Annotated in this window: 15 protein-coding genes; 5 read left to right on the top strand and 10 right to left on the bottom strand. The window is 65.6% G+C overall.

What is annotated here, in order from left to right; genetic code table 11:
* Positions 1 to 170 precede the first annotated feature (170 nt).
* From AC19YR_RS08235 to AC19YR_RS08220, 4 genes are all read left to right on the top strand, one after another.
* Positions 171 to 1,973 (top strand): HAMP domain-containing protein, encoded by a 1,803-nt coding sequence (locus AC19YR_RS08235; protein WP_500597928.1) that lies wholly within the window; start codon positions 171 to 173, stop codon positions 1,971 to 1,973.
* Positions 1,970 to 2,617 (top strand): two-component system response regulator NarL, encoded by a 648-nt coding sequence (gene narL, locus AC19YR_RS08230; protein WP_500597927.1) that lies wholly within the window; start codon positions 1,970 to 1,972, stop codon positions 2,615 to 2,617. The genes AC19YR_RS08235 and narL overlap by 4 nt, the downstream gene beginning before the upstream one ends.
* An 86-nt stretch (positions 2,618 to 2,703) precedes the next feature.
* Positions 2,704 to 3,381, top strand: coding sequence for a Crp/Fnr family transcriptional regulator (locus AC19YR_RS08225; RefSeq protein ID WP_095110781.1), 678 nt, complete (start codon positions 2,704 to 2,706; stop codon positions 3,379 to 3,381).
* Between the two features lie 376 nt (positions 3,382 to 3,757).
* The gene (locus AC19YR_RS08220; protein WP_095110782.1) at positions 3,758 to 4,144 is read left to right on the top strand and encodes a putative zinc-binding protein; all 387 of its coding nucleotides are present in this window, start codon (positions 3,758 to 3,760) and stop codon (positions 4,142 to 4,144) included.
* Positions 4,145 to 4,168: 24 nt separating this feature from the next.
* Here the strand turns inward: AC19YR_RS08220 and AC19YR_RS08215 are convergent, their stop codons facing one another.
* From AC19YR_RS08215 to norR, 8 genes are all read right to left on the bottom strand, one after another.
* Positions 4,169 to 9,217, bottom strand: a complete 5,049-nt coding sequence (locus tag AC19YR_RS08215) for an NEL-type E3 ubiquitin ligase domain-containing protein (protein ID WP_500597925.1) — start codon at positions 9,215 to 9,217, stop codon at positions 4,169 to 4,171.
* Between the two features lie 96 nt (positions 9,218 to 9,313).
* Entirely contained in the window at positions 9,314 to 9,787 is a 474-nt protein-coding gene (gene ubiT / locus AC19YR_RS08210; RefSeq protein WP_500597924.1) for a ubiquinone anaerobic biosynthesis accessory factor UbiT, read from the bottom strand.
* Positions 9,781 to 10,671, bottom strand: coding sequence for a U32 family peptidase (locus AC19YR_RS08205; protein WP_095110785.1), 891 nt, complete (start codon positions 10,669 to 10,671; stop codon positions 9,781 to 9,783). The genes ubiT and AC19YR_RS08205 overlap by 7 nt, the downstream gene beginning before the upstream one ends.
* 11 nt (positions 10,672 to 10,682) lie before the next feature.
* The gene (gene ubiU, locus AC19YR_RS08200) at positions 10,683 to 11,678 is read right to left on the bottom strand and encodes a ubiquinone anaerobic biosynthesis protein UbiU (protein WP_095110786.1); all 996 of its coding nucleotides are present in this window, start codon (positions 11,676 to 11,678) and stop codon (positions 10,683 to 10,685) included.
* A 123-nt stretch (positions 11,679 to 11,801) separates the two neighbouring features.
* Positions 11,802 to 13,037, bottom strand: coding sequence for a molybdopterin molybdotransferase MoeA (locus AC19YR_RS08195; RefSeq protein WP_500597991.1), 1,236 nt, complete (start codon positions 13,035 to 13,037; stop codon positions 11,802 to 11,804).
* Positions 13,034 to 13,588, bottom strand: a complete 555-nt coding sequence (gene moaB / locus AC19YR_RS08190) for a molybdenum cofactor biosynthesis protein B (RefSeq protein ID WP_095110788.1) — start codon at positions 13,586 to 13,588, stop codon at positions 13,034 to 13,036. The genes AC19YR_RS08195 and moaB overlap by 4 nt, the downstream gene beginning before the upstream one ends.
* 111 nt (positions 13,589 to 13,699) lie before the next feature.
* Positions 13,700 to 14,347, bottom strand: coding sequence for a pyridoxamine 5'-phosphate oxidase (gene pdxH / locus AC19YR_RS08185; RefSeq protein WP_500597921.1), 648 nt, complete (start codon positions 14,345 to 14,347; stop codon positions 13,700 to 13,702).
* An 87-nt stretch (positions 14,348 to 14,434) separates the two neighbouring features.
* The gene (gene norR, locus AC19YR_RS08180) at positions 14,435 to 15,958 is read right to left on the bottom strand and encodes a nitric oxide reductase transcriptional regulator NorR (RefSeq protein ID WP_095110799.1); all 1,524 of its coding nucleotides are present in this window, start codon (positions 15,956 to 15,958) and stop codon (positions 14,435 to 14,437) included.
* 153 nt (positions 15,959 to 16,111) lie between these two features.
* On the opposite strand from norR, the gene ytfE reads away from it, so the two are divergent.
* On the top strand, positions 16,112 to 16,786 hold the full coding sequence (gene ytfE / locus AC19YR_RS08175) for an iron-sulfur cluster repair protein YtfE (protein WP_095110789.1): 675 nt from the start codon (positions 16,112 to 16,114) through the stop codon (positions 16,784 to 16,786).
* Between the two features lie 57 nt (positions 16,787 to 16,843).
* Here ytfE and AC19YR_RS08170 read toward each other — a convergent pair whose 3' ends face one another.
* Positions 16,844 to 17,278 carry a hypothetical protein gene (locus tag AC19YR_RS08170; protein WP_500597919.1) on the bottom strand — a complete coding sequence of 145 codons (435 nt, stop codon included), beginning with the start codon at positions 17,276 to 17,278 and terminating at the stop codon, positions 16,844 to 16,846.
* Positions 17,279 to 17,303: 25 nt separating this feature from the next.
* Positions 17,304 to 18,494, bottom strand: a complete 1,191-nt coding sequence (locus AC19YR_RS08165) for an NnrS family protein (protein ID WP_095110791.1) — start codon at positions 18,492 to 18,494, stop codon at positions 17,304 to 17,306.
* Between the last annotated feature and the right edge of the window lie 540 nt (positions 18,495 to 19,034).

Genomic DNA, 19,034 nt, shown 5'->3' with positions numbered 1-19,034 from the left:
TGCTTTGTTTATCAATGGATTGACCTCTTGTGCCGGCGTTTTCGCAGCGCTGCGACGGCCGGCAACTCTTTAGAGGTAGAACGCCAGGATCGGCAGCCCTTCCCTTCGCCACCTGGTTTTTCGGAGCCTTCCATGCCTGCTTTGCCCCCCCTGCCCGCGAGTCGCAGCCGATGCTGACCTGGCTGCGCCGTTCCCTGCCCGCCCGCGCCGGGTTGGCGGTGATCCTGATCGCCATCCTGGCCCTGGCCAGTTCCCTGAGCGCCGGGCTGATCGCCTGGTTCAGCCAGGGCGACGGCGCCGCGATCAACACCGCAGGTTCGGTGCGCATGGAAACCTACCACCTGAGCTGGAAACTCGCCGCCGGCGCCGACGCGCAAGAGATCCGCCGCATCAGCGACAGCCTGCAACAACGCCTGGAGAGCCAGTCCCTTAAAGCCGTGCTCGAAGACGGCCCCGCCAGCGCCCTGCAAACCAACTACCGGCAACTGCAACAGCGCTGGAACGAGGTGCTGCGCCCGGCCCTGGAACGCGGCGACGGGGTGTTCTTCCAGGCCAACGCCCTGCCCTTCGTCGAACACCTGAACCAATTCGTCACCCTGTTGCAGCGCCAGAGCGAACACAAACAGGGCTGGCAGCAGGCGATCCAGGGCATGGCGTTGTTCGCCACCCTGTTCATCCTGCTCATTGGCCTCTATCAATTGCAGTACGGCGTCATCATGCCGCTGCAAGAGTTGGTGGAAGCCACGCGGCGCTTTCGCCAGGGTGATTTCAAGGTGCGGGTCAACCATCAGTCCGCCGATGAGCTGGGGCAACTGGCCCTGAGTTTCAACGCCATGGCCGAGACCATCGAAGAGTCCCACCGCACCCTGGAAAGCCAGGTGCGCAACAAAACCCAACACCTGCAACAGGCCAACGCCGCCCTCGAACTGCTCTACCAAAGCAGCAGCAGCCTGGCCACGCGCCTGGCCAACGCCGAGGGCCTGGACCAGTTGATCCAACGCTTCCAGCAACGCCTGCCGGGCTTGCGCCTGTCGCTGTGCCTGCAAGGCCATTACCTGGCGCCGGCCAAGCAGATGCTCGCCCTGCATGGCGAGAACAGCCGCAACGTCTGCGCCGTGGGTGACTGCGCCACCTGCCAAAAGCAAAAGGCCGGCCCGCCGCAGACCTTCAGCATCAGCAACCAGGGCAGCGAACTGGGCGAACTCAAGGCGCACTTCCTCGACGGCCACACCCCGCAACCCTGGGAAACCGAATTGATCCAGGCCTTGGCGCACCTGATCGGCACCTCGCTGTCCCTCAAGCGCCAGCGCGAGCAGGACCATCGCCTGCTGTTGCTGGAAGAACGCACCATCATCGCCCGCGAGCTGCACGACTCCCTGGCCCAGGCGCTGTCGTACATGAAGCTGCAAGTGAGCCGCATGCAAACCCTGATGCGCCGTGGCGAACCGGTGGAAACCCTGGAGAACGTCACCGCCGAACTGCGCGAGGGCCTGAACACCGCCTACCGCCAGTTGCGCGAGTTGCTCACCACCTTCCGCTTGCACATCCACGACGCCGGGCTGAGCCAGGAACTCAAGGACACCGCCCAGGAGTTTTCCCGCCGCGGCGACTTCCAGGTGCACTTGCACATCGACACCCTGGCCTTCGCGCTGTCGGCCAGCGAACAGATCCACCTGCTGCAAATTACCCGCGAAGCCCTGTCCAACTGCCTGCGCCACGCCCATGCGCAAAACGCCTGGCTGGCCTTGCGCCAGGAAGGCGAAACGGTGCGCCTGGTGATCGAGGACGACGGCCGTGGCTTTTGCGGCGCGGTGGACCAGCGCGAACACCACGGCCTGACCATCATGGACGAGCGCGCCCGCAGCCTGAACGGCCGCTTGCAGATCTTTTCCCGCTCCCCCCAGGGCACCCTGGTGCAACTGGAATTCCACCCCGAATTCCTCGGCCAGCCCACTGAAGGTACCGCCTCATGATCCCCTCCGCGCCCCACCGCCTCTTGCTGGTGGACGACCACCCGATGATGCGTCGTGGCATCCGCCAGATGCTCGAACTCGAAGACGACTTGCACGTGGTCGGCGAAGCCGGCAACGGCGAAGAAGCCCTGGCGTTGATCCACAGCCTCAAGCCCGACCTGGTGCTGCTGGACAACAACATGCCGCAGATGAATGGCCTGGAAACTCTGCGCCGCCTGCGCAGCCTGGACTGCACGGCCAAGGTGTTGCTGTTCACCGTGTCTGACGCCGAGGACGACATCCGCGACGCCCTGCGCCTGGACGCCGACGGCTACCAGCTCAAAGACATGGAACCCGAGTTGCTGGTGCAGTACATCCGCGATGCCTTGGCTGGCGAGCTGGTCATCAGCCCCGGGCTGACCCAGGCCATGGCCCAGGCCCTGCGCTCGGCTCCGCGCCAGGCCACGGTGGAACTGACCGAGCGCGAGCGCCAGGTACTCAAGAGCATCGCCAGCGGCTACAGCAACAAGGTGATCGGCCACAAACTGGGTATCACCGAAGGCACGGTCAAGGTCCACGTCAAGAACCTGCTGCACAAACTCGGCCTGCGCTCACGGGTGGAGGCGGCGGTGTGGGCCATGGAGCACCTGCGCCAGAGCGCCTGAGCCGACTGCCTCTTCGGAGGTAGGCCGGCAGAGGCATAGGCCGCCCGCGACGCGGGCGCTACCCTGTTCGTCAGCGGAGGTACGCCATGCTGACCCATCCATCCATTGTTCTGATCCTGCGTCGCCATCACTTATTCAGCCAGTTACCGGAAAAGGTCTTCCAGGACGTGTGCCAACTGGCCAACCTAAAACGCCTGGACGCCCAGGCCAGCCTGATGCACCAGGGCGACCCGGCGAAACGGTTTTTTCTGTTGGTCAGCGGCCAGATCAAGTTGCACCGGGTCACCGGCGAAGGCCAGGAAAACCTGGTGGAGATCATCCACGCCGGGCAGACCTTCGCCGAGGCCCTGCTGTTCAGCGAGGCCCGCTGCTACCCGGTCACCGCCACCGCCCTCAAAGACAGCGTGCTGGTCAGCATCGAAGGTACGCACTACCGCAAGGCCCTGGAGGAACAACCGAAAATCTGCCTGGCGATCCTGGGCAGCATGAGCATCCACCTGCACCAGCGCCTCAAGGACATCGACACCCTGACCCTGAGCAACGCCAGCCGCCGGGTCATCAACTTTCTGTTCCAGGAACGCGACCCGGTCAGCGGCGACGTGGTGCTGCAAGTGTCCAAACGCCTGGTGGCGTCGAAACTGGGCATCCAGCCAGAGACCTTCTCGCGCATCCTCCATCGCCTGGTCGAAGGCGGCCTGATCGAAATGCACCGGCGCAACATCCGCATCCTCGCCGAGGAAGAACTGGCGGTGTACCAACAATAAAGCCAGCCATAAGCCCCCTGTGGGAACAGGCTTTTGGTGACCCGAACAAGCCCCCCACCGGCGGGAGCGGGCTCGCCCCGCGATGGCGGCCAAGCATCCAAGATCGCCGGTGGCTTGTCACCGCCACTGCGTGCCGCCATCGCGAGCAGGCTCGCTCCCACAGAGAAAAATGAAAATCCCACCCACACCGCAGTTCAACTGTGGGAGCGAGCCCTGCTCGCGATGGCAATTTCAAGGCCGCCATCGCTGGCCAGCCAGCTCCCACAGGGCTTGGTCCGGGCGGCGATCCGACGATGGCGTTGTCGGTCTTGACGATGGTCAAGGCGCTGGGCAGGGGGCGCGGCACACTGACGCGGTTCATCCGTGGAGGTCTGTCATGTCCCGTGCCCACTTGCCGCTGGTCTATTCCTGTTCCGGCTGTTCCAACGTCGCTCAACTGGCCAATACCCTGGCCTTGCGCCTGGATCGTGCCGGGTTGGCGGAGATGTCGTGTATTGCCGGATTGGGCGGGCACGTGGCCTCGTTGGTGAACAAGGCCCGTTCGGGGCGGCCGATCGTCGCCCTGGACGGCTGCCCGCTGCAATGCGTGGAAGGCTGCCTGAACCAGCACGGGTTGGAGGCCGACGTACACGTCGTCCTTAGCCAGTACGGCCTGCGCAAACGCTACGGCCAGGATTGCAGCCAGGCTCAGAGCGACGATCTGTTCGAAGAAATCAAGCAATTGATGCAGCCGCAAGCGGCCAGCTTCAAGCCGCAGGCCTGAACCTCACCACTTGCCGCTTGCAGCTTACAAATCCGTACTTCCGACTATGGTTTCGATTTGCGCCCGCGTCAGGTCCACCAACAGTTGCGCCTGTTCCACCCGCAGTTGCAGCTCGAGGTCCTGGGACTGGCGTTGGTAGTCATCCTCCGACAGGGTGGTGCCTGCGTATTGTTCATCCAGGGTGGTTTGGCGCTTCAGGAAGGACTCGTTCAAGGCGTCGAATGCCGGGCGGTGACTGGTTTGGATGAACTCCACCCAAAAATCCCGACCGACAATGGACTGCAATTGCACCTCGGAGCCCTCCAGGGCACTGACCTGTGCCTGCGCGGCGTCGAGCATGGCGTTAGTGACGTTGGCCAAGGCGTGAAAGCGAAAGCTCTTGGGCTGCCCTGGCAATTGCAGGCGCTCACGCAGGCCCACCCGGTAGGCCAGGCGCACCTCCACTTCTTCGATCCGCGCCAGTTGGTGAAGCTGCTGCTCCTGGCTGAGGTCGGCCGTGGTAATGGCATCCCTGCGCTGCTGAATATCGCGCAAGGCGATGCTTTCCACTTCGTCCAGGCGGAACAAGCCCTTGGCCAAGTTGTAGAGCTGCTCGCCCTCTTCGCCCACCGCGCTGAGCAGGGTCGCGTTGTGCACCATCAAGGTGATTTCCAGGCTGCTGAAAGACAGCGCCGCGCGGTCTTCGCAGGCAGGCTCGCCGGCCTGTTCGAACAGCCGTGTGCGCAATTGGGTCGACTGCTCGGCCGCCTCCAGCATTTGCCAGATGCGCGCTTGCAGGTCGGGATAGCTTTCAGCGTCCACATAACTGTTACCCAAACGCTGCAGCAGTTCGAAAAACTCGTCAGCGCCCGGCTCGCGTCGCAGCGCATCCCACAGAGCAGTCTTGCTCCGGGCGTCTTCACCACTCAGGTTGTTCAGCCAACGCGCCACTGTGCCCCTCTGCCCGGTCGGCTCCACCTCGCCCAAGGTGAAGGTCGCGGGGAGGCGCCCTTGCACCCATTGTGGGTACTGCTGCTCAACGCGCGGCCAGTAGCCAAGCAGCTGTTGGCGGCTGGCTTCGTTGATGGGGTTGCGCTGCAAAAAGGTCACACGGTTGATTCTGATGATCGCCTCGGCTTCCTCGGCCGGGGGGGTGAACAGGTAGTCGGGGATTTCGGCGATTTGGTTGTCGCGCAGGTCCAGGGCCTCCAGCGCCTGGCCGCGCAGGCCCACAGGCCAAACGTCGATACCGGTTTGGTGCAGGTCCAGGCCCAGCAGGTCGCTCAATGGGGAAAAATCCGGCAGCACGCCCAAGGGGTTGCGTGCCAGGTTGAGGATTTTCAACTGTGTAAGGCCTGCCAGGGTTTGGGCGCTTGACGCCGTCAGCACCATCCGGTTGCCGGTCAGGTAAAGCCGGGTCATTTGGCGCATCGAGGCCAGGGGTGCAGGCAGTACGCGCAGGCCATTGTTCATCATGTCCAGCCAGCGCAGCTGGGGGAAGCCACTGAGAAACGCCTCGCAACTGAAGTGGGTCAGGCCCATGTTGCGCATTCTCAGGGAGGCGACATGGCTGAAGTTGGCCGACAGGTCCGGCAACTGGCCCACACGCAGGTCGTTGAGGTCCAGTTCAAAACCACCCAGTTGGCCATCGCCCAGGCGGATGCGCCGCCCCTGCTGGCGCCAGCACGCCTTGATCCGGCGCACCACTTCCTGCTTGGTCCCATCGGGCACAATCTGGATGTGATGCTCACCCGCCTCCACCATCAGGCGTTGTGCAGCCCATTGGTCCAGGGCCTTGGTCAACTGCTGAAACTCCACCGCGAGCCTTTGCAGCGCGACCTGGGCATTGCGCCCCAGGGATTGCAGCAGGGCATCGACTTGCGCCGGCGAGAAATCCGGATACAACTCCAGCACTTTGCCACGCAACACGGACGAGCCTGCGCGCCACCATTTCCAGCCGCCACTCAGAGGGTAGCCCACCCGGCCGGCGTCCAGGCGCAAGGGTGGCTTGAAGAACGCTTTGAGCGGCTGCATGCCCAGCACCTGGGCCGCTTGCCCCCGGGGAATGATTCTGGCCAAGACCCGTTGCCCGAGTTCAGCCCCCTGATGCACCGAGGGCACACCCAAGGCCAGGCGCTCGCTGTCGGGCAAGGCGTGTTGTACCGCCTGGTAGAAATCCGTCCAGGCGCAGAGTTCGTTTTCCTGGGCGTCATAGGCTTTATAGCGCCCGCCCTGCTCCACCAGCACCTTGGTGAACCGCGCCTCGCCGGGCCCGGCGCTGGCACGCAACGGGCCACTGAATTCGTCGGCGCGCAACTCGATGCGCACACTGGCGCTCCACCCGGGCAGGGTCTGCAGGGTAGCCAACTGCAACCTGCGGGTGTCCGCACTCGCCAGATAATCCAGGTACAGACCCTCATAGGCGCGGTTCAGGCGCACCTCGCGCTGGTACAGGCGCAGCGCTTCGGCCAAGCGCAACGGCACCGGTTTGGTTTGCTGCGGCTGGGTAAAGTCCCAGGCTGCCATTTGCAGCTCTTCTGCAGGGCTTACCAGGCTCAGCAACTGCTTGACCACCGCCGCGGGCACAAGGGGAAAACGCGCCATCAATAAGTCCACCCGCGGGCCGTCCTTGGCCTGGAGGCTGGCGTAATGGTCGTTGAATAAGCGCACCTTTTGCTGCCTGGCCAAGGTGGCGATTTTTTCGCGCAGATGCGCCACGCGCGCTTCCATCGGGGCACCGGCCACATCGCCCTCGAACCCCGGGCGCACGCCTGCCCGATCCATGGCGTCAAGCAAATGCCTGAGCAGGTCCGGGCTACGCACCTGGGCTTCCCAAAGCCGCACCTCACGGGTCGTATCGGGCAACGCCTGCGGCTCGGCATAACGCCACACCGGCTCACCGCTGGCATCGAGCAGTTGCAGGCGGGCCTGCCGTGGCCATTGCCCGTATTGGGTGAGGATGTGCAACTGAGTCATGGGGTCGGCGCTGGCATTGAGCGACGGCACATCGCTACCAATGGCGTCGATAAAGGCGTCGATCTGGCGGGCCGACTCAAACCGCGCGATCTGGTCAGCGAGCAAGGGCGGCAACGGCTCGCCTTCGGCATGCAAACGCCGCAACAGGCCTTCGTCGAAGCCTCCGATGCGCCGCAGTTGCTCCAGTTGCGCGTCACTGAACGCCGCCACCCGGTGCCCCAGGCGGCGCATCAGCAACGACCCCTGCCACGTGCGCGGTTGTTCCAGTTCATGGCTCCAGGCCCCGGTGCCGTTGTGCCGCAACAAAGGCTGATAGGCGTCGGGGCGGGTGGGGTGTTGGATGCGGTAGCGGCCCGTCAGTGGTTCCTGCGTGACGCCATATAACCTGCCTTCAAGCGCCAGGTAAGCCTGGCCGTTGACCCGGTGCAAGCCTTGTTCATCGGGCTGCGCGCCGTTGACCAGGGGTACCTCGCGCGCATAGGGCGCCAGGTCCGGGTGCCACAGCCGCGCTTGGCCGTTGGGCCGTTCCACGGGGCGCAGGTTATCGACCTTAGGCGAGGAATGGATCGCGGGCAGCACAGCGGACCCAGCCGCGATAAAGGCAACGTTCAAAGCGACGCTGGAGAGATGGGCCCACATTTCCCTCAGGTCACCGTCTTCAAAGGCTTCGATGCCCTCGAATGCTTCATCGAGCATCTGCGCGGCGCCGACCGCCAGCAACAGCGGCCCCAACACGGGAACGACAAAGGCCGCCAGCATGAAAGCGTTCTGCGCCGCGTTGAGAAACCCGGCAAGCCGTTCCAGGCGTGCCTGACGGTCTTCGTCGCCGGTAGGCACCGCCAGCACCCGGGCATCGGCAAACACCTTGTTGACCTGGCGCTGGGCCAGCAACTGCCAGAGGTCGCCGACCAAGGGCACTTCAGTCATGGGCAGCGCCGCAGGACGAGGGCCAAGCGGGTAATCCTGGGTCGCATCCGACTGCTCGGCAGGTTGGTACAAGCGGTTGAAACGCTCGAAGAAACGCCCCTGCTCACGCACTGGAATGAAACGGCTGAAAAAGCGTCGGTAGGCGCCGCTGTGCAGGCGCGTGCGCAAATCGGCCATGAACTCGGCGCTGGAGGCGTATTCCTTGAAGGGTTGCTGCGGGTCGCCGGGCAGATAGGCCAGCACCCGCTCGACCCGCTCGCTGCCTTCGCGGGCCGGCCCCAGCAGCAAGGGCCCGATCAGCTCCACATCCAGAACCTTGAAGGCGGTGGCCACCACCGCGCGACCGTCGAGCCGCGCCTCACCCGGCGCCCTCAACCACTGCTGAAGCATCTGGTAGGCCTGGCTGCCGATCCCCACGCCGGCACCTTGCAGGCCCCCGATCTCGGTACTCAGGGTCAGCAGCTGTCGATGGTGCTCGCGCAGTTGTTCGTTGAGTTCGGTGCGGGCCTGGGCGTCGGGCGGCAGCACAATACTTTGCAAATGTTCCTGATAGCGTCGGCCCAGGTCCAGGCGTCGGCACAGCCCTGCGAAAGCCTCGGGCGCCAGCGCCACGGCCTGGCTGGAGACAGCGGCGTAATCGGCCAGGATCGCGCCGTCATAGCTGCTCCAGCGGGTAATCACTCGGCAGTCATGGCAAGCACTGGCCTGCTCGTCTTCGGGGGCGAAGTTGGCCAGTGCCGCTTCCAGCAGGGAGATGCCTCGGTAGAGGTAGTGGCTGGCGGGGTCGTCCTGACGCTCGAAGACCAATGCGCCGAACAGGTCGTCGCGCCCCTTGAAGCCATACTTGCGAGCGAAAAACACCTGGCGCACATCCAGGGCCAGGCCGAATTCGTTCTGGATCGCTTGGGTTAACAGGGGCTCGGCGAAGGCCATGATGTCTTGCACCGCACCCAGTTGGCGGTCGATACGGTTCAACGTGGCGTGGTATTGACCATGCCGGGCCAGCAACGCAGTGCGCGCGCCGTGGCTGGCGCGCCGATACCACGTGGGCAGCGTAAGGCTGTGCTCGGCCAAAGCTTGCTGACGGTGGGTGGCGGCGGCGCTGTACCAGGCCGGCAAGCGGCTTTTGAGCAGGTCGTAATGCAGGCTGGCGGGCGCGGAGTCGGTGTTCCGGCTAATCGGTTGGGGCATTGAGCTCATCCTTGATGGAGGGTAAAGCCGCCAGCCTACTCACTGTCCCGCCCGCAAAAACCTAAGTATCCACCGCCCGCATCCGCCGCCACGCTGTTAGCCGGCGCTGGCCAGGCCCTTGCCCGCACGCTCCAGGTTGCGCCACAGCCAGGGCGGCAATACGTCCGGGTCGAGGCTGTCGATAAGGTTTTTCAGGGCCAGGCCCAGTTCGGTATCGCCCTCGATCACCAGGCGCCTGCGAAAGAACAGGGTGTCCGGGTCCTCCTGTCGGCTGGCCAGCAACAGGAACTCGCGCCAGTTGCCGCGGATGGTCACCTGGGCCTCGGCCTGGCGGGCGATGCGCAGGCCATCGCGGGCCAGGGTCATGTACCAGCGCAAGCCCAGGTCGGCCACGTGCAGGCACATCCAGCGCCCGCGCAGCAGCTCGAACTCGCCGTCACGCAACGGCTCGGCGAAGCAACGGTTGAGGGCCTGCTGCAACACCAGCCGCTGCACCCCGAACGGCACACGGCGCGCCAGTGGCAGCACGCGGTCGGCGCCCTTGAGCAGCCAGGCTTTGCGGATCAACACAGGCCCACCTCCTCAACCCGCAGCATGCCGGCCTGGCCGTGCCAGTAGCCGTTGCAGCCGTCGACGAACAGCGGCGGCGGCGCGCCTTCGCGCACCCGTTGATAGGCCGCAACCACCTCGGCCATGCCTTGGGCCCGCGGGCTCAAGCGCAGCAAGTCAGCGCCGCAGGCCACCAGCGCCGGGTAGTCGGCCAACAGGTTGGTGATCTGGGCAGACATGGTCTGGATCCCGTTGATCGTGAACAGGGCCTGGCCTTCCTGGCTGGTCAGAGCCAGGCCGTCGGGGTAGTTGATGCAACAGAAATCGCAGTCGTCCTTGGGCTTGTTTTCCGCCCGCGCCGTGAAGCAGCGCGCCGAATAGGCCAGGGGCAGGTGGCCGTAGGCGAAGATTTCCACTTCGGGCAGCGTGCGGCCCATTTCACCGAGCTGGTCCAACACATCGCGGATCAATCCTTGGGAGCATTCCACCGGCGGCACCCAGCGGATCATGCCGGCGTCCTGCAATTGCCCCAGGGCATGGCCGTTGTACATGTTCAGCGCCGGGCCGGCGACGAAGGGCAGCTTGCGTTCGGCAAGGAACTGCACCGCGCCCATATCGTTGGCCTCCACCAGGAGCTGGCCGTTGTCGCACAGGCGGCGCAGGCTCGACAGCTCGGAGGCGGCCTCGATCAGGGTCAGGCTCGACAGCACGATCTGCGCCGGGCTGCATTGCTGCAACTCACGCCCCAGGCCCAGCCATTGATCCAGGGAAAACGCGCGGCGCTTGGAGCACACGGTTTCCCCCAGGTAAATCACGTCCAGGGGCAAGGCCGACATCTCGGCGTAAAACTGCCCCAGTTGTACTTTGTCCCAGTAATACAGGACCGGTCCCAGGCTGAGCTTCATGTGCCCTCCCCTTATTGCCATGAGCGATGGTAAGCGCCGAGGGTGGTCTGGTTGCCCTCGGACAACCCGGCCAGCACCTGGCGCCATTGATCCTTGACCGCAAAGGTCGCGGGCGAAGCGCGATGGGCGTCCAGCGCGGTACGCCAGACCCGCGTGACCTGCTCGACATAGGCCGGGCTGCGTTGGCGGCCTTCGATCTTCACCGCCACCACGCCCATGGCCTTGAGTTGCGGCAGCAGGTCCAGGGTGTCGAGGCTGGTGGGTTCTTCCAGGGCATGGAAGCGCTTGCCGTTGACCAGGAAACGGCCCTTGCACAGGGTCGGGTAACCGGCGGGCTCATCGGCGCTGTAGCGGTCGATCAGCACCTCGCTCAGGCGCGCGCTCAAGCCCTCGGCATCCTCGCTCCAGCGCACGGCCTTGGCCGGCGAGCAGACGCCGCACAGGTTCGGTGATTCGCCGGTGATGTAGGAGGACAGGTGGCAGCGCCCCTCGGCCATGATGCACAGGCTACCGAAGGCGAACACTTCGATGGGCACCGTGGTGCTGGCCGCCACTTGCTTGACCTGGGCCAGGGACAGCACCCGGGGCAGCACGGCGCGGCGGATGCCATAGCGCTCGGCATAGAACTTGAGGGCCGAGGCGTTGGTGGCCGAGCCTTGCACCGACAGGTGCAGCCCCAGGTTGGGGTGGCGCTGGCTGGCGTAGTGCAGCACGCCGGGGTCAGCGGTAATCATGGCGTCCACGCCAAAGTCGGCGGCGCGGTCCACCGCCCGTTGCCAGCGCTCCCAGCCGCGCGGTTGCGGGTAGGTGTTGACCGCCACCAGCAGCTTGCGTTTGTGCTCGCGGATATGGGCGACGGCGGCGTCGAACTGCTTGTCGTCCATGTTCAGCCCGGCGAAATGCCGGGCATTGGTGTCATCTCGAAAACCCACATAAACGGCATCGGCGCCTTGGCGCACGGCCGCCTTGAGCGAAGGCAGGTTGCCTGCCGGGCAGACCAGTTGCATGGTTGATCCTCATCAGAACCCAGGTCGGCACCGGCCCGCCCCCGAAGGTGCCCGCGCCGGCGAAAAATCCGTGGCCAGCATAACCAGCGCCCACGCGCCGACCTTGACCACAATCAAGTGCGCCTACTGCAACAGCTCGGCAAACGCCAGGAACGGCACCGGTTCACCCAGGCTCAATACCTGGCCGCGCTCCACCAGCGCCAGGCCGTCGGCCCAGCACGCGGCGCTGAGCATGGCCGAGCTTTGCTGGGGATGCAGGGCCACGCTCAGTTGCCCCGAAGCATTGGCGGCGAGCCGGGCGCGCAGGTATTGACGGCGTTTGTTGGCGTTCAACCAGGAAAAATCCGCCGCCACCCACACGGCCTGCGGCATCAGGTCACACAGGCCTTGAGCCTTGCGCACGAACGGGCGCAGCACCACCAGCGCGGTAATCAGCGCCGCCGACGGATTGCCCGGCAGGCCGACCCACGGCGTGCCTGCCACCTCGCCAAAGGCCAGCGGCTTGCCCGGTTGGATCGCCAAACGCCACAGGTCGAGGCTGCCCACCTCGGCGATGGCGTGCTTGAGATGGTCCTCCTCGCCCACCGAAACGCCACCGGAGGTCAGCAGCAGGTCGCACTCCGCCGCGGCCCGGCGCAAGGCTTCGCAACTGGCGGCCAGGGCATCGGGCATCACCCCGTAATCCACCACCTCCACGCCCCAACCGCGCAGGATGGCGCCCAGGCAATGGCGGTTGCTGTTGTAGATCTGCCCCGGGGCCAGCGGCTCGCCGGGTTCGCGCAACTCATCGCCGCTGCTCAACAGGCCCACCCGCAACGGCTGGTAGACCTCCAGGCGAGTCACCCCGGCGCCAGCCAGCAGGCCGATTTCCTGGGCGCGCAAGCGCTTGCCCGCCGCCAACAGGCGTTCGCCCCGGTGCACCTCTTCGCCCTCCTTGCGCACGTGCTCGCCCAGGGTGACCGCCGGCAACCAGACGCGCTGGCCATCGACCTGGCAGCGCTCCTGCGGCACCACGGTATCGGCCCCCGGCGGCAACGGCGCGCCGGTAAAAATCCGCACCACCTGCCCCGCCGGCAGCGGCGCGGCGGCATCATCCCCGGCGGCGATGCGCCCGGCCACGGGCAAGTAACCGCCCCCGGCAGGCAGGTCGGCGGCGCGCAGGGCGTAGCCGTCCATGGCGCTGTTGTCCCAGGCCGGCAGGTTCATCGGGCTGCGTACCTCCGCCGCCAACACCCGGCCCAGGGCGTGGCTGAGGGCGACGTAGTGCACCGCTGGCGCGGCCGGCGCCTGGCTGAGCAAATGGGCGATGGCTTCGTCCACCGGCAGTAGATGGCCGCTGTCGCACACCGACAGGCTCACGGCCGTGACTCGCAAGCGCCGACCAGAGCCTCGCCCTGGGGCTTGAGGTGTGGGGCGAAATTGCACGGGCCGGTGCGGCTGTCCAATTGCTCGCCGAGGATCTTCGTCCACGCCGTGCGGCACGCCCCGGGCGAACCGGGCATGCAGCACACCAGCACGCCATTGCTGAGCCCGGCCAGGGCCCGCGATTGCAGGCTGGACATGCCGATTTCTGCCAGCGAGACCTGGCGGAATAACTCGCCGAAACCGTCCACCTGCTTATCCAACAACGGCTGCACCGCTTGGGGGGTGTTGTCCCGGGCGGTGAAGCCAGTGCCGCCGGTCATCAACACCACTTGCACCGCCGGGTCGGCAATCCATTGGGAAACCCGTGCGCGGATCTGGTAGATATCATCGATCACCAACCCTCGGTCCACCAGGCGATGCCCGGCCGCTTGCAGCAAATCCACCAGGGTTTGCCCGGAGGTATCGGTGGCCAGGGTGCGGGTGTCGCTGATGGTCAGCACGGCGATGTTCAGGGGTTGGAAGGTGCGTTGCGCCAGATGGGCCATGTGAGAGTCTTCCCATTGCAAAGAATATTGGCCAAAGCCTGCACCCGTGGGCCGGGCGCGGCTATTCCTCCAAGGAGGTATGCCCGCAGGCTGTGGTTGTAGCAAGCGGGCTTACGGCGCCAAGCGGTTACGTACCCATACGCCGTCGTGCAAGCGATAGTCGAGGCGGTCGTGTAAACGGTCGGGGCGGCCTTGCCAGAATTCCAGGCGCTGCGGGTGCAGGCAGTAGCCACCCCAATGCGGCGGCCGTGGCGGCTCTTGGCTGGCGAAGCGCTCGCGGGTATCGACCATGCGCAACTCCAGTTCTTCGCGGTTGGCCAGGGCCTGGCTCTGGGGCGAGGCCCAGGCACCGAGGCGGCTGGCCAAGGGGCGCGAAGCGAAGTAGTCGTCGCTGTCCTGGGGGTCGAGTTGGGTCACGCGACCCTCGATCCGTACCTGGCGCTCCAGCCCCGGCCAGAAGAAGGTCATGGCGGCATAGGGGTTGCCCGCCAGTTCCTCGCCCTTGTCGCTCAGATAGTGGGTGTAAAAAATGAAGCCCTCTTCGCTCAAGCCCTTGAGCAGCAGGATCCGGCAATGGGGCCGGCCCTGGCTGTCGACGGTGGCCAGGGCCATGCTGTTGGCCTCGAACGGCGCGTTCTCGGTTTCGCTGGCCTGGGCGATCCATTCGTGGAACAGGGCCTGGGGGTCATCACAGGTGAGGTCGTCAGGCAGGCCGGCGCGGGTGTAGTTGCGGCGCATTTGCGCCAGGGACAGGGTCATGGCGGAGCTCTCCAAAAAGTTCTGCGCAGTGTGCGAGGCCGCGCCACGCAGAACCTTGACCACCATCAACACTGTGCCGCGCGCGCCTTACTTGAGGCGCAGGCGCCGGGCCAGTTTGTGCAGGTTGCTGGGGTCGATGTGCAGCAGGCGCGCCGCGCTGGCCCAGTTGTCGCGGCACAGGCTCAGGGCCTGGAGGATTTTCTCGCGCTGGCAGGCGTCCACTGCCTCGGCCATGGGCTGGAACGGCTGCTGCGGGGTCACAGCCATCAGCGGCGCGGGGGCCGGCTCGCCACGGCCGTTATCCAGGTCGAGGGCGCCGGCCTCCAGGGTAATGATCTGGCTGCGGCTGTTGCCCCGGCTCAGTTGCTTGAGCGCCGCGCGGCTGATGACGTGCTCCAGTTCGCGCACGTTGCCCGGCCAGGCGTAATCCAACAATGCCCGCTCCGCCGCGGGCGCCAGGCGCAAACCGCGCAGCCCCAGGCGCGTGCGGTTGAGTTCAAGAAAATGCCCGGCCAGCAGCAGCACATCGTTGCCCCGTTCGCGCAGCGGCGGGATCGGCACCGGGTACACCGAGAGGCGGTGGTACAGGTCGGCGCGAAACAGGCCATCGCGGATGCTGTCAGGCAGGTGGCGGTTGGTGGCGGCGATGATGCGCACGTCCACATGCAGCGGTTTGTCCGCCCCCAGGCGCTGGATCTCGCCGTTTTGCAGGGTACGCAGTAGCTTGGCCTGCACGCTCAGGGGCAGCTCGCCGACTTCATCGAGAAACAGCGTGCCGCCATTGGCCGCGTCGAAACGCCCGGCGCGGTCGCTGCTGGCCCCGGAGAACGCGCCTTTGACGTGGCCGAACAACTCGCTCTCGGCCAGGGACTCGGGCAGCGCCGCGCAATTGACCTGCACCAACGGCTTGTGGCTGCGCCGCGACAGGCGATGCAGGCGCCGCGCAAACAGCTCCTTGCCCACGCCGGTTTCCCCCAGCAACAGCACCGGCAATTCGGAGTCGGCGAGCACGTCCAGTTCATTGAGCAATTGGTGCAGCACTTCACTCTGGCCGAGGATCTCGCCCTCCTCCCGCGGCGCACGCACGTCCACCAGGTCACTGCGCGACAGGCGTAGGCTGCGGTTTTCCTGCTCCAGGCGCGTGACCCGCACGGCGGCTTCGATCAGCAGGGTGCAGCGCTTGAGCTCGTCCCGCGCGCGGGCATCGAAGGTGCCGGCGTGCAACGCGTCCAGGGTGATGGCGCCCCACGCGCGGCCCTCCACGTACAGGCTCACGCCCATGCAGTCGTGTACCGGCAGGGATTCGCCGACATGGTTGTCCAGCAGGCCGTCGTAAGGGTCCGGCAAGCGGCTGTCGGGCTCGAACCAGGTGGGCGCGCGCGAGGCCATGATCGCGGCCAGGCGCGGGTGCTGGGCGATCACAAAACGCCGGCCGAGGGCTTCGTGCACCAGGCCCACGGTGGCCACCGGGCGCAGGCTGTCGTCGTCCAGGCGCAACAGGCCGACGGCGCCGCTGTGGAAGTATTCGCGCAGGGTCTGCACCAGACGCTGCAACCGCACGGCATTGGGCAGCTCGACGATCAGGTCGGCCACCAGGCTTTCACGCAGCATGGTCATCATTACCTTCAAAGGGTGGCAACTACCCTGTCACTCCAGGGTAGAAATCACCACTACAAAAAATTAATTGTTCGTTTTCAATCATTTAGATCTGGCACAACGCCTGCAACGGCCTTCAGGAATCCGTGAACCGCATAAGGAATCCCGATGAGCCTTTCCCTGCTGGACCAAAGCCTGGGCCAATTGGCCTGCGACATTCCCGGCGCCACACGCGCCTTCCATACCTTCCACTTGGACTTCTGCTGCGGTGGCCGCACAAGCCTGCGCGAAGCGGCCCTGGGCAAAGGCCTGGACCCACTACAAGTAGCCGAAACGCTGCTGGCCCTCAAGGCCCGCGGCGACGCTGGGCACGACTGGCGCAATGAACCGCAGACGCGGTTGATCGAGCACCTGCTCAGCCGCTACCACGCCCGCCACCGCGAACAACTACCGGAGCTGATCCGCCTGGCCAGCCGCGTCGAGCAGGTCCACGGCGCGCGCGACAACTGCCCCAACGGCCTGGCTGACCTGCTGCGCGATATCCAACAAGAGCTGGAAAGCCACATGCGCAAGGAAGAGCAGATCCTGTTCCCCCTGTTGCAACAGGGCCTGGGCCCGCAAGCGGCGCCACCGATCCAGGTGATGCGTTGGGAGCACGACCAGCATGGCGAGGCCCTGGAGCGGATGCTGGCCCTGACCGACCAGATCACCCCACCCGCCAACGCCTGCAACACCTGGCGCGCACTGTACCGTGGCTTGGAAGAGTTTCGTGATGACCTGATGCAACACATCCACTTGGAGAACAATGTGTTGTTTGTGCAGGCGCTCGATCCGCAAGCTTGAGGGCTGCGCTAACCCTTGTGGGGCTTGGCCCCGCAGGGGATCTCCCGCCCTGCCCACTCACCAATAAAACATGCCCTTGGCCAACACCACGATCAACAGCATGTGCCCCAGGATGCTGTGGCGCACGCCGTCGGCGCGGGCCTGGGTGATGCGCCCGCGCTTGAGCCAGTAGGCCAGCAGCAGGTAGTGGCCGATGATGCTTAGCGCCAGGAAGATCTTGACCGTCAGCAGCAGGCCAAAATGGCTGGACAGGGGTTGGCTCAGCGCGCCCCAGTGATGCCACGCCAGGCCCGCCCCGGCGCCGTACAGCACCAGCACCACGCCATGCAGCACCTTGCGCGAACGCTGGGCGATGGCTTGGTCGGCGCTCAAGCGGGCCGACCAGGGCAGCGGGCGACGGGCGCTGAACCAGATCGCCACCTCAAAGAACAGGGTGCCAATAAAGGCAATGGCCGCCAGCAAATGGGCAATCAACAGCAAGGGGTAGATCACAGCGTTTCTCCGTCAAGGGGGCCCATCAACCCGGGTGCCCGTCCACCCGTGCGCGCACCAGCATCGGCCCGTAGCGCCAGGCGTACAGGGCAAAGCCCAGGGTCCAGCACAGCGCCGCCAACCACAGGGCGCCCAAAGGCAACACCAACACCAGCAACACCCGGCACAGGCACGCCAGGTTGAGCAAGATGAACGCCAGGCTCATCCCCGCCGGCGGCTCCAGGGCGCGGCCGGTGTGGCCCAGGCTGACGCGGGCGAGCATCGCCAGAATCAACCCGCCCATGGCCCCGATGGTCAGCGCATGCACCGCCAGGCTGGGGTTGAGGGGCACACCCAAATGCCACAGCGCCATGCCCAGGCAGGCCAGCGCCAGCCAGCCGTAGGCCAGGTGCAGCGACCACAGCAGCGGTACGCGCCACAGGCCGCGATCATGCCAACGCCCCAAACGAATGCTGTGGCCCACCGCCAATGCGCCGAACAGCAGGCCGATTGCCGGGTTGGCCGTCAACGCCGGGCCGCTGGCGTACAACAGCGCCACCAGGGCCGAACCGCCCAACAGCAGCCAGTCGAGCCACGGCCAGGGCGCCACGGCCGTGGCTCGGCCCAGGCCGCGCTGGGTGAAAAAGGGAATCACCCGCCCGCCGATCAGGCCCATCATCGCCGCCACCAGCCAAATCCCGGTGAGCACCGACTGGCGCTGCCAACCTTCATGGCCCTGGATCAAGCCCAGCAACGACAAGCCATCGGCGCCGGCCAGCAGGGCCAGCACCAGCACAATCGGGTAGTTGCGCGTCTGCCGCACCTTCCACAGGGTCACGCCCATCGCCCCGGCCACGGCCAGGGGGAAGGCCAGCTCCAACACGGCGAGCAGCGGCCAGGGGGCATTGGCCAGCCAGGCCAGGCGCGCCGCCAACCACAGCAGCGCCAGGGCCGCCAGGGGCTTGCCACTGAGGCCCGGGCGGCCGGTCCAGGTCTGCACCGCCGTGAGCAGGAACCCAGCAATGATCGCCAGGCCAAACCCGAACAACAATTCATGGCGATGCCACGCCAGCCAGCCGCCGGCCGGTTGCCATTGCCCGAGCTGGCCGGTGAACGCCAGCAGCCACAGGGGAATCGCCAGCAGCGCCAACAGGCTACCGGCCAGGAAAAACGGCCGGAAAGCCAGCCGCAACAACGGCACGATGGCCATGGCGGTACGACGGTCAAGCACTTGCATCGTTGCACTCCTTAAACAGCCCGGGCCTCGCCGGGCAATACCCCGGCATCATCATCGGGTATTGCCCACGGCCCGCCCTTGTCATAGATCAAGGCGGGTCATGGCGGTTGCGCTAGATTGCGCGCCCGGTCGGGGCTTGGGTTGCAACGAACATGCCGCCGGCAGTTTTTGTAGCGTGCGGGCTCGCCCGCACGGGGTGGCGCAGCCGCCCTAAAGTGGCGCTCACCCCACCGTACTGGCGGCTGCGCACCCGAGCGCGGGCAAGCCCGCCTGCCACAGAAATGGTCATTAAAACCATTTAAGGGTCAATAAAACCCTAGTGCGCCAGGGTATTTATGACCACATCTTGGCCTGAGCCCGCACAGATCAAGGCCTGCGCCCCTGGCCCGGCTCTTGCTCTGCACAGGTCACCTATTCATTGATGGAGCGCGCCATGCAAAAAATCATTCCCCCGCTGACCTGGTTTGTGGTGCTCAGTTCAGTACTGGCCCTGGCCAGCAGCCTGTCCCTCGGGCTGCTCTGACCCGCCCTTCACTTTCA

It is taken from the genome of Pseudomonas sp. MF08817 (assembly GCF_059862705.1).
This window is presented reverse-complemented; position numbering and strand designations above follow the sequence as displayed.

What these genes read in the sequence shown, in the direction of transcription:
- AC19YR_RS08215 (WP_500597925.1), bottom strand. Translation starts at nt 9,217, where the DNA reads ATGCCCCAACCGATTAGCCGGAACACCGACTCCGCGCCCGCCAGCCTG.
- AC19YR_RS08205 (WP_095110785.1), bottom strand. Translation starts at nt 10,671, where the DNA reads ATGAAGCTCAGCCTGGGACCGGTCCTGTATTACTGGGACAAAGTACAA.
- AC19YR_RS08220 (WP_095110782.1), top strand. Translation starts at nt 3,758, where the DNA reads ATGTCCCGTGCCCACTTGCCGCTGGTCTATTCCTGTTCCGGCTGTTCC.
- moaB (WP_095110788.1), bottom strand. Translation starts at nt 13,588, where the DNA reads ATGGCCCATCTGGCGCAACGCACCTTCCAACCCCTGAACATCGCCGTG.
- AC19YR_RS08235 (WP_500597928.1), top strand. Translation starts at nt 171, where the DNA reads ATGCTGACCTGGCTGCGCCGTTCCCTGCCCGCCCGCGCCGGGTTGGCG.
- ytfE (WP_095110789.1), top strand. Translation starts at nt 16,112, where the DNA reads ATGAGCCTTTCCCTGCTGGACCAAAGCCTGGGCCAATTGGCCTGCGAC.
- AC19YR_RS08225 (WP_095110781.1), top strand. Translation starts at nt 2,704, where the DNA reads ATGCTGACCCATCCATCCATTGTTCTGATCCTGCGTCGCCATCACTTA.
- norR (WP_095110799.1), bottom strand. Translation starts at nt 15,958, where the DNA reads ATGCTGCGTGAAAGCCTGGTGGCCGACCTGATCGTCGAGCTGCCCAAT.
- ubiU (WP_095110786.1), bottom strand. Translation starts at nt 11,678, where the DNA reads ATGCAACTGGTCTGCCCGGCAGGCAACCTGCCTTCGCTCAAGGCGGCC.
- AC19YR_RS08165 (WP_095110791.1), bottom strand. Translation starts at nt 18,494, where the DNA reads ATGCAAGTGCTTGACCGTCGTACCGCCATGGCCATCGTGCCGTTGTTG.
- pdxH (WP_500597921.1), bottom strand. Translation starts at nt 14,347, where the DNA reads ATGACCCTGTCCCTGGCGCAAATGCGCCGCAACTACACCCGCGCCGGC.
- narL (WP_500597927.1), top strand. Translation starts at nt 1,970, where the DNA reads ATGATCCCCTCCGCGCCCCACCGCCTCTTGCTGGTGGACGACCACCCG.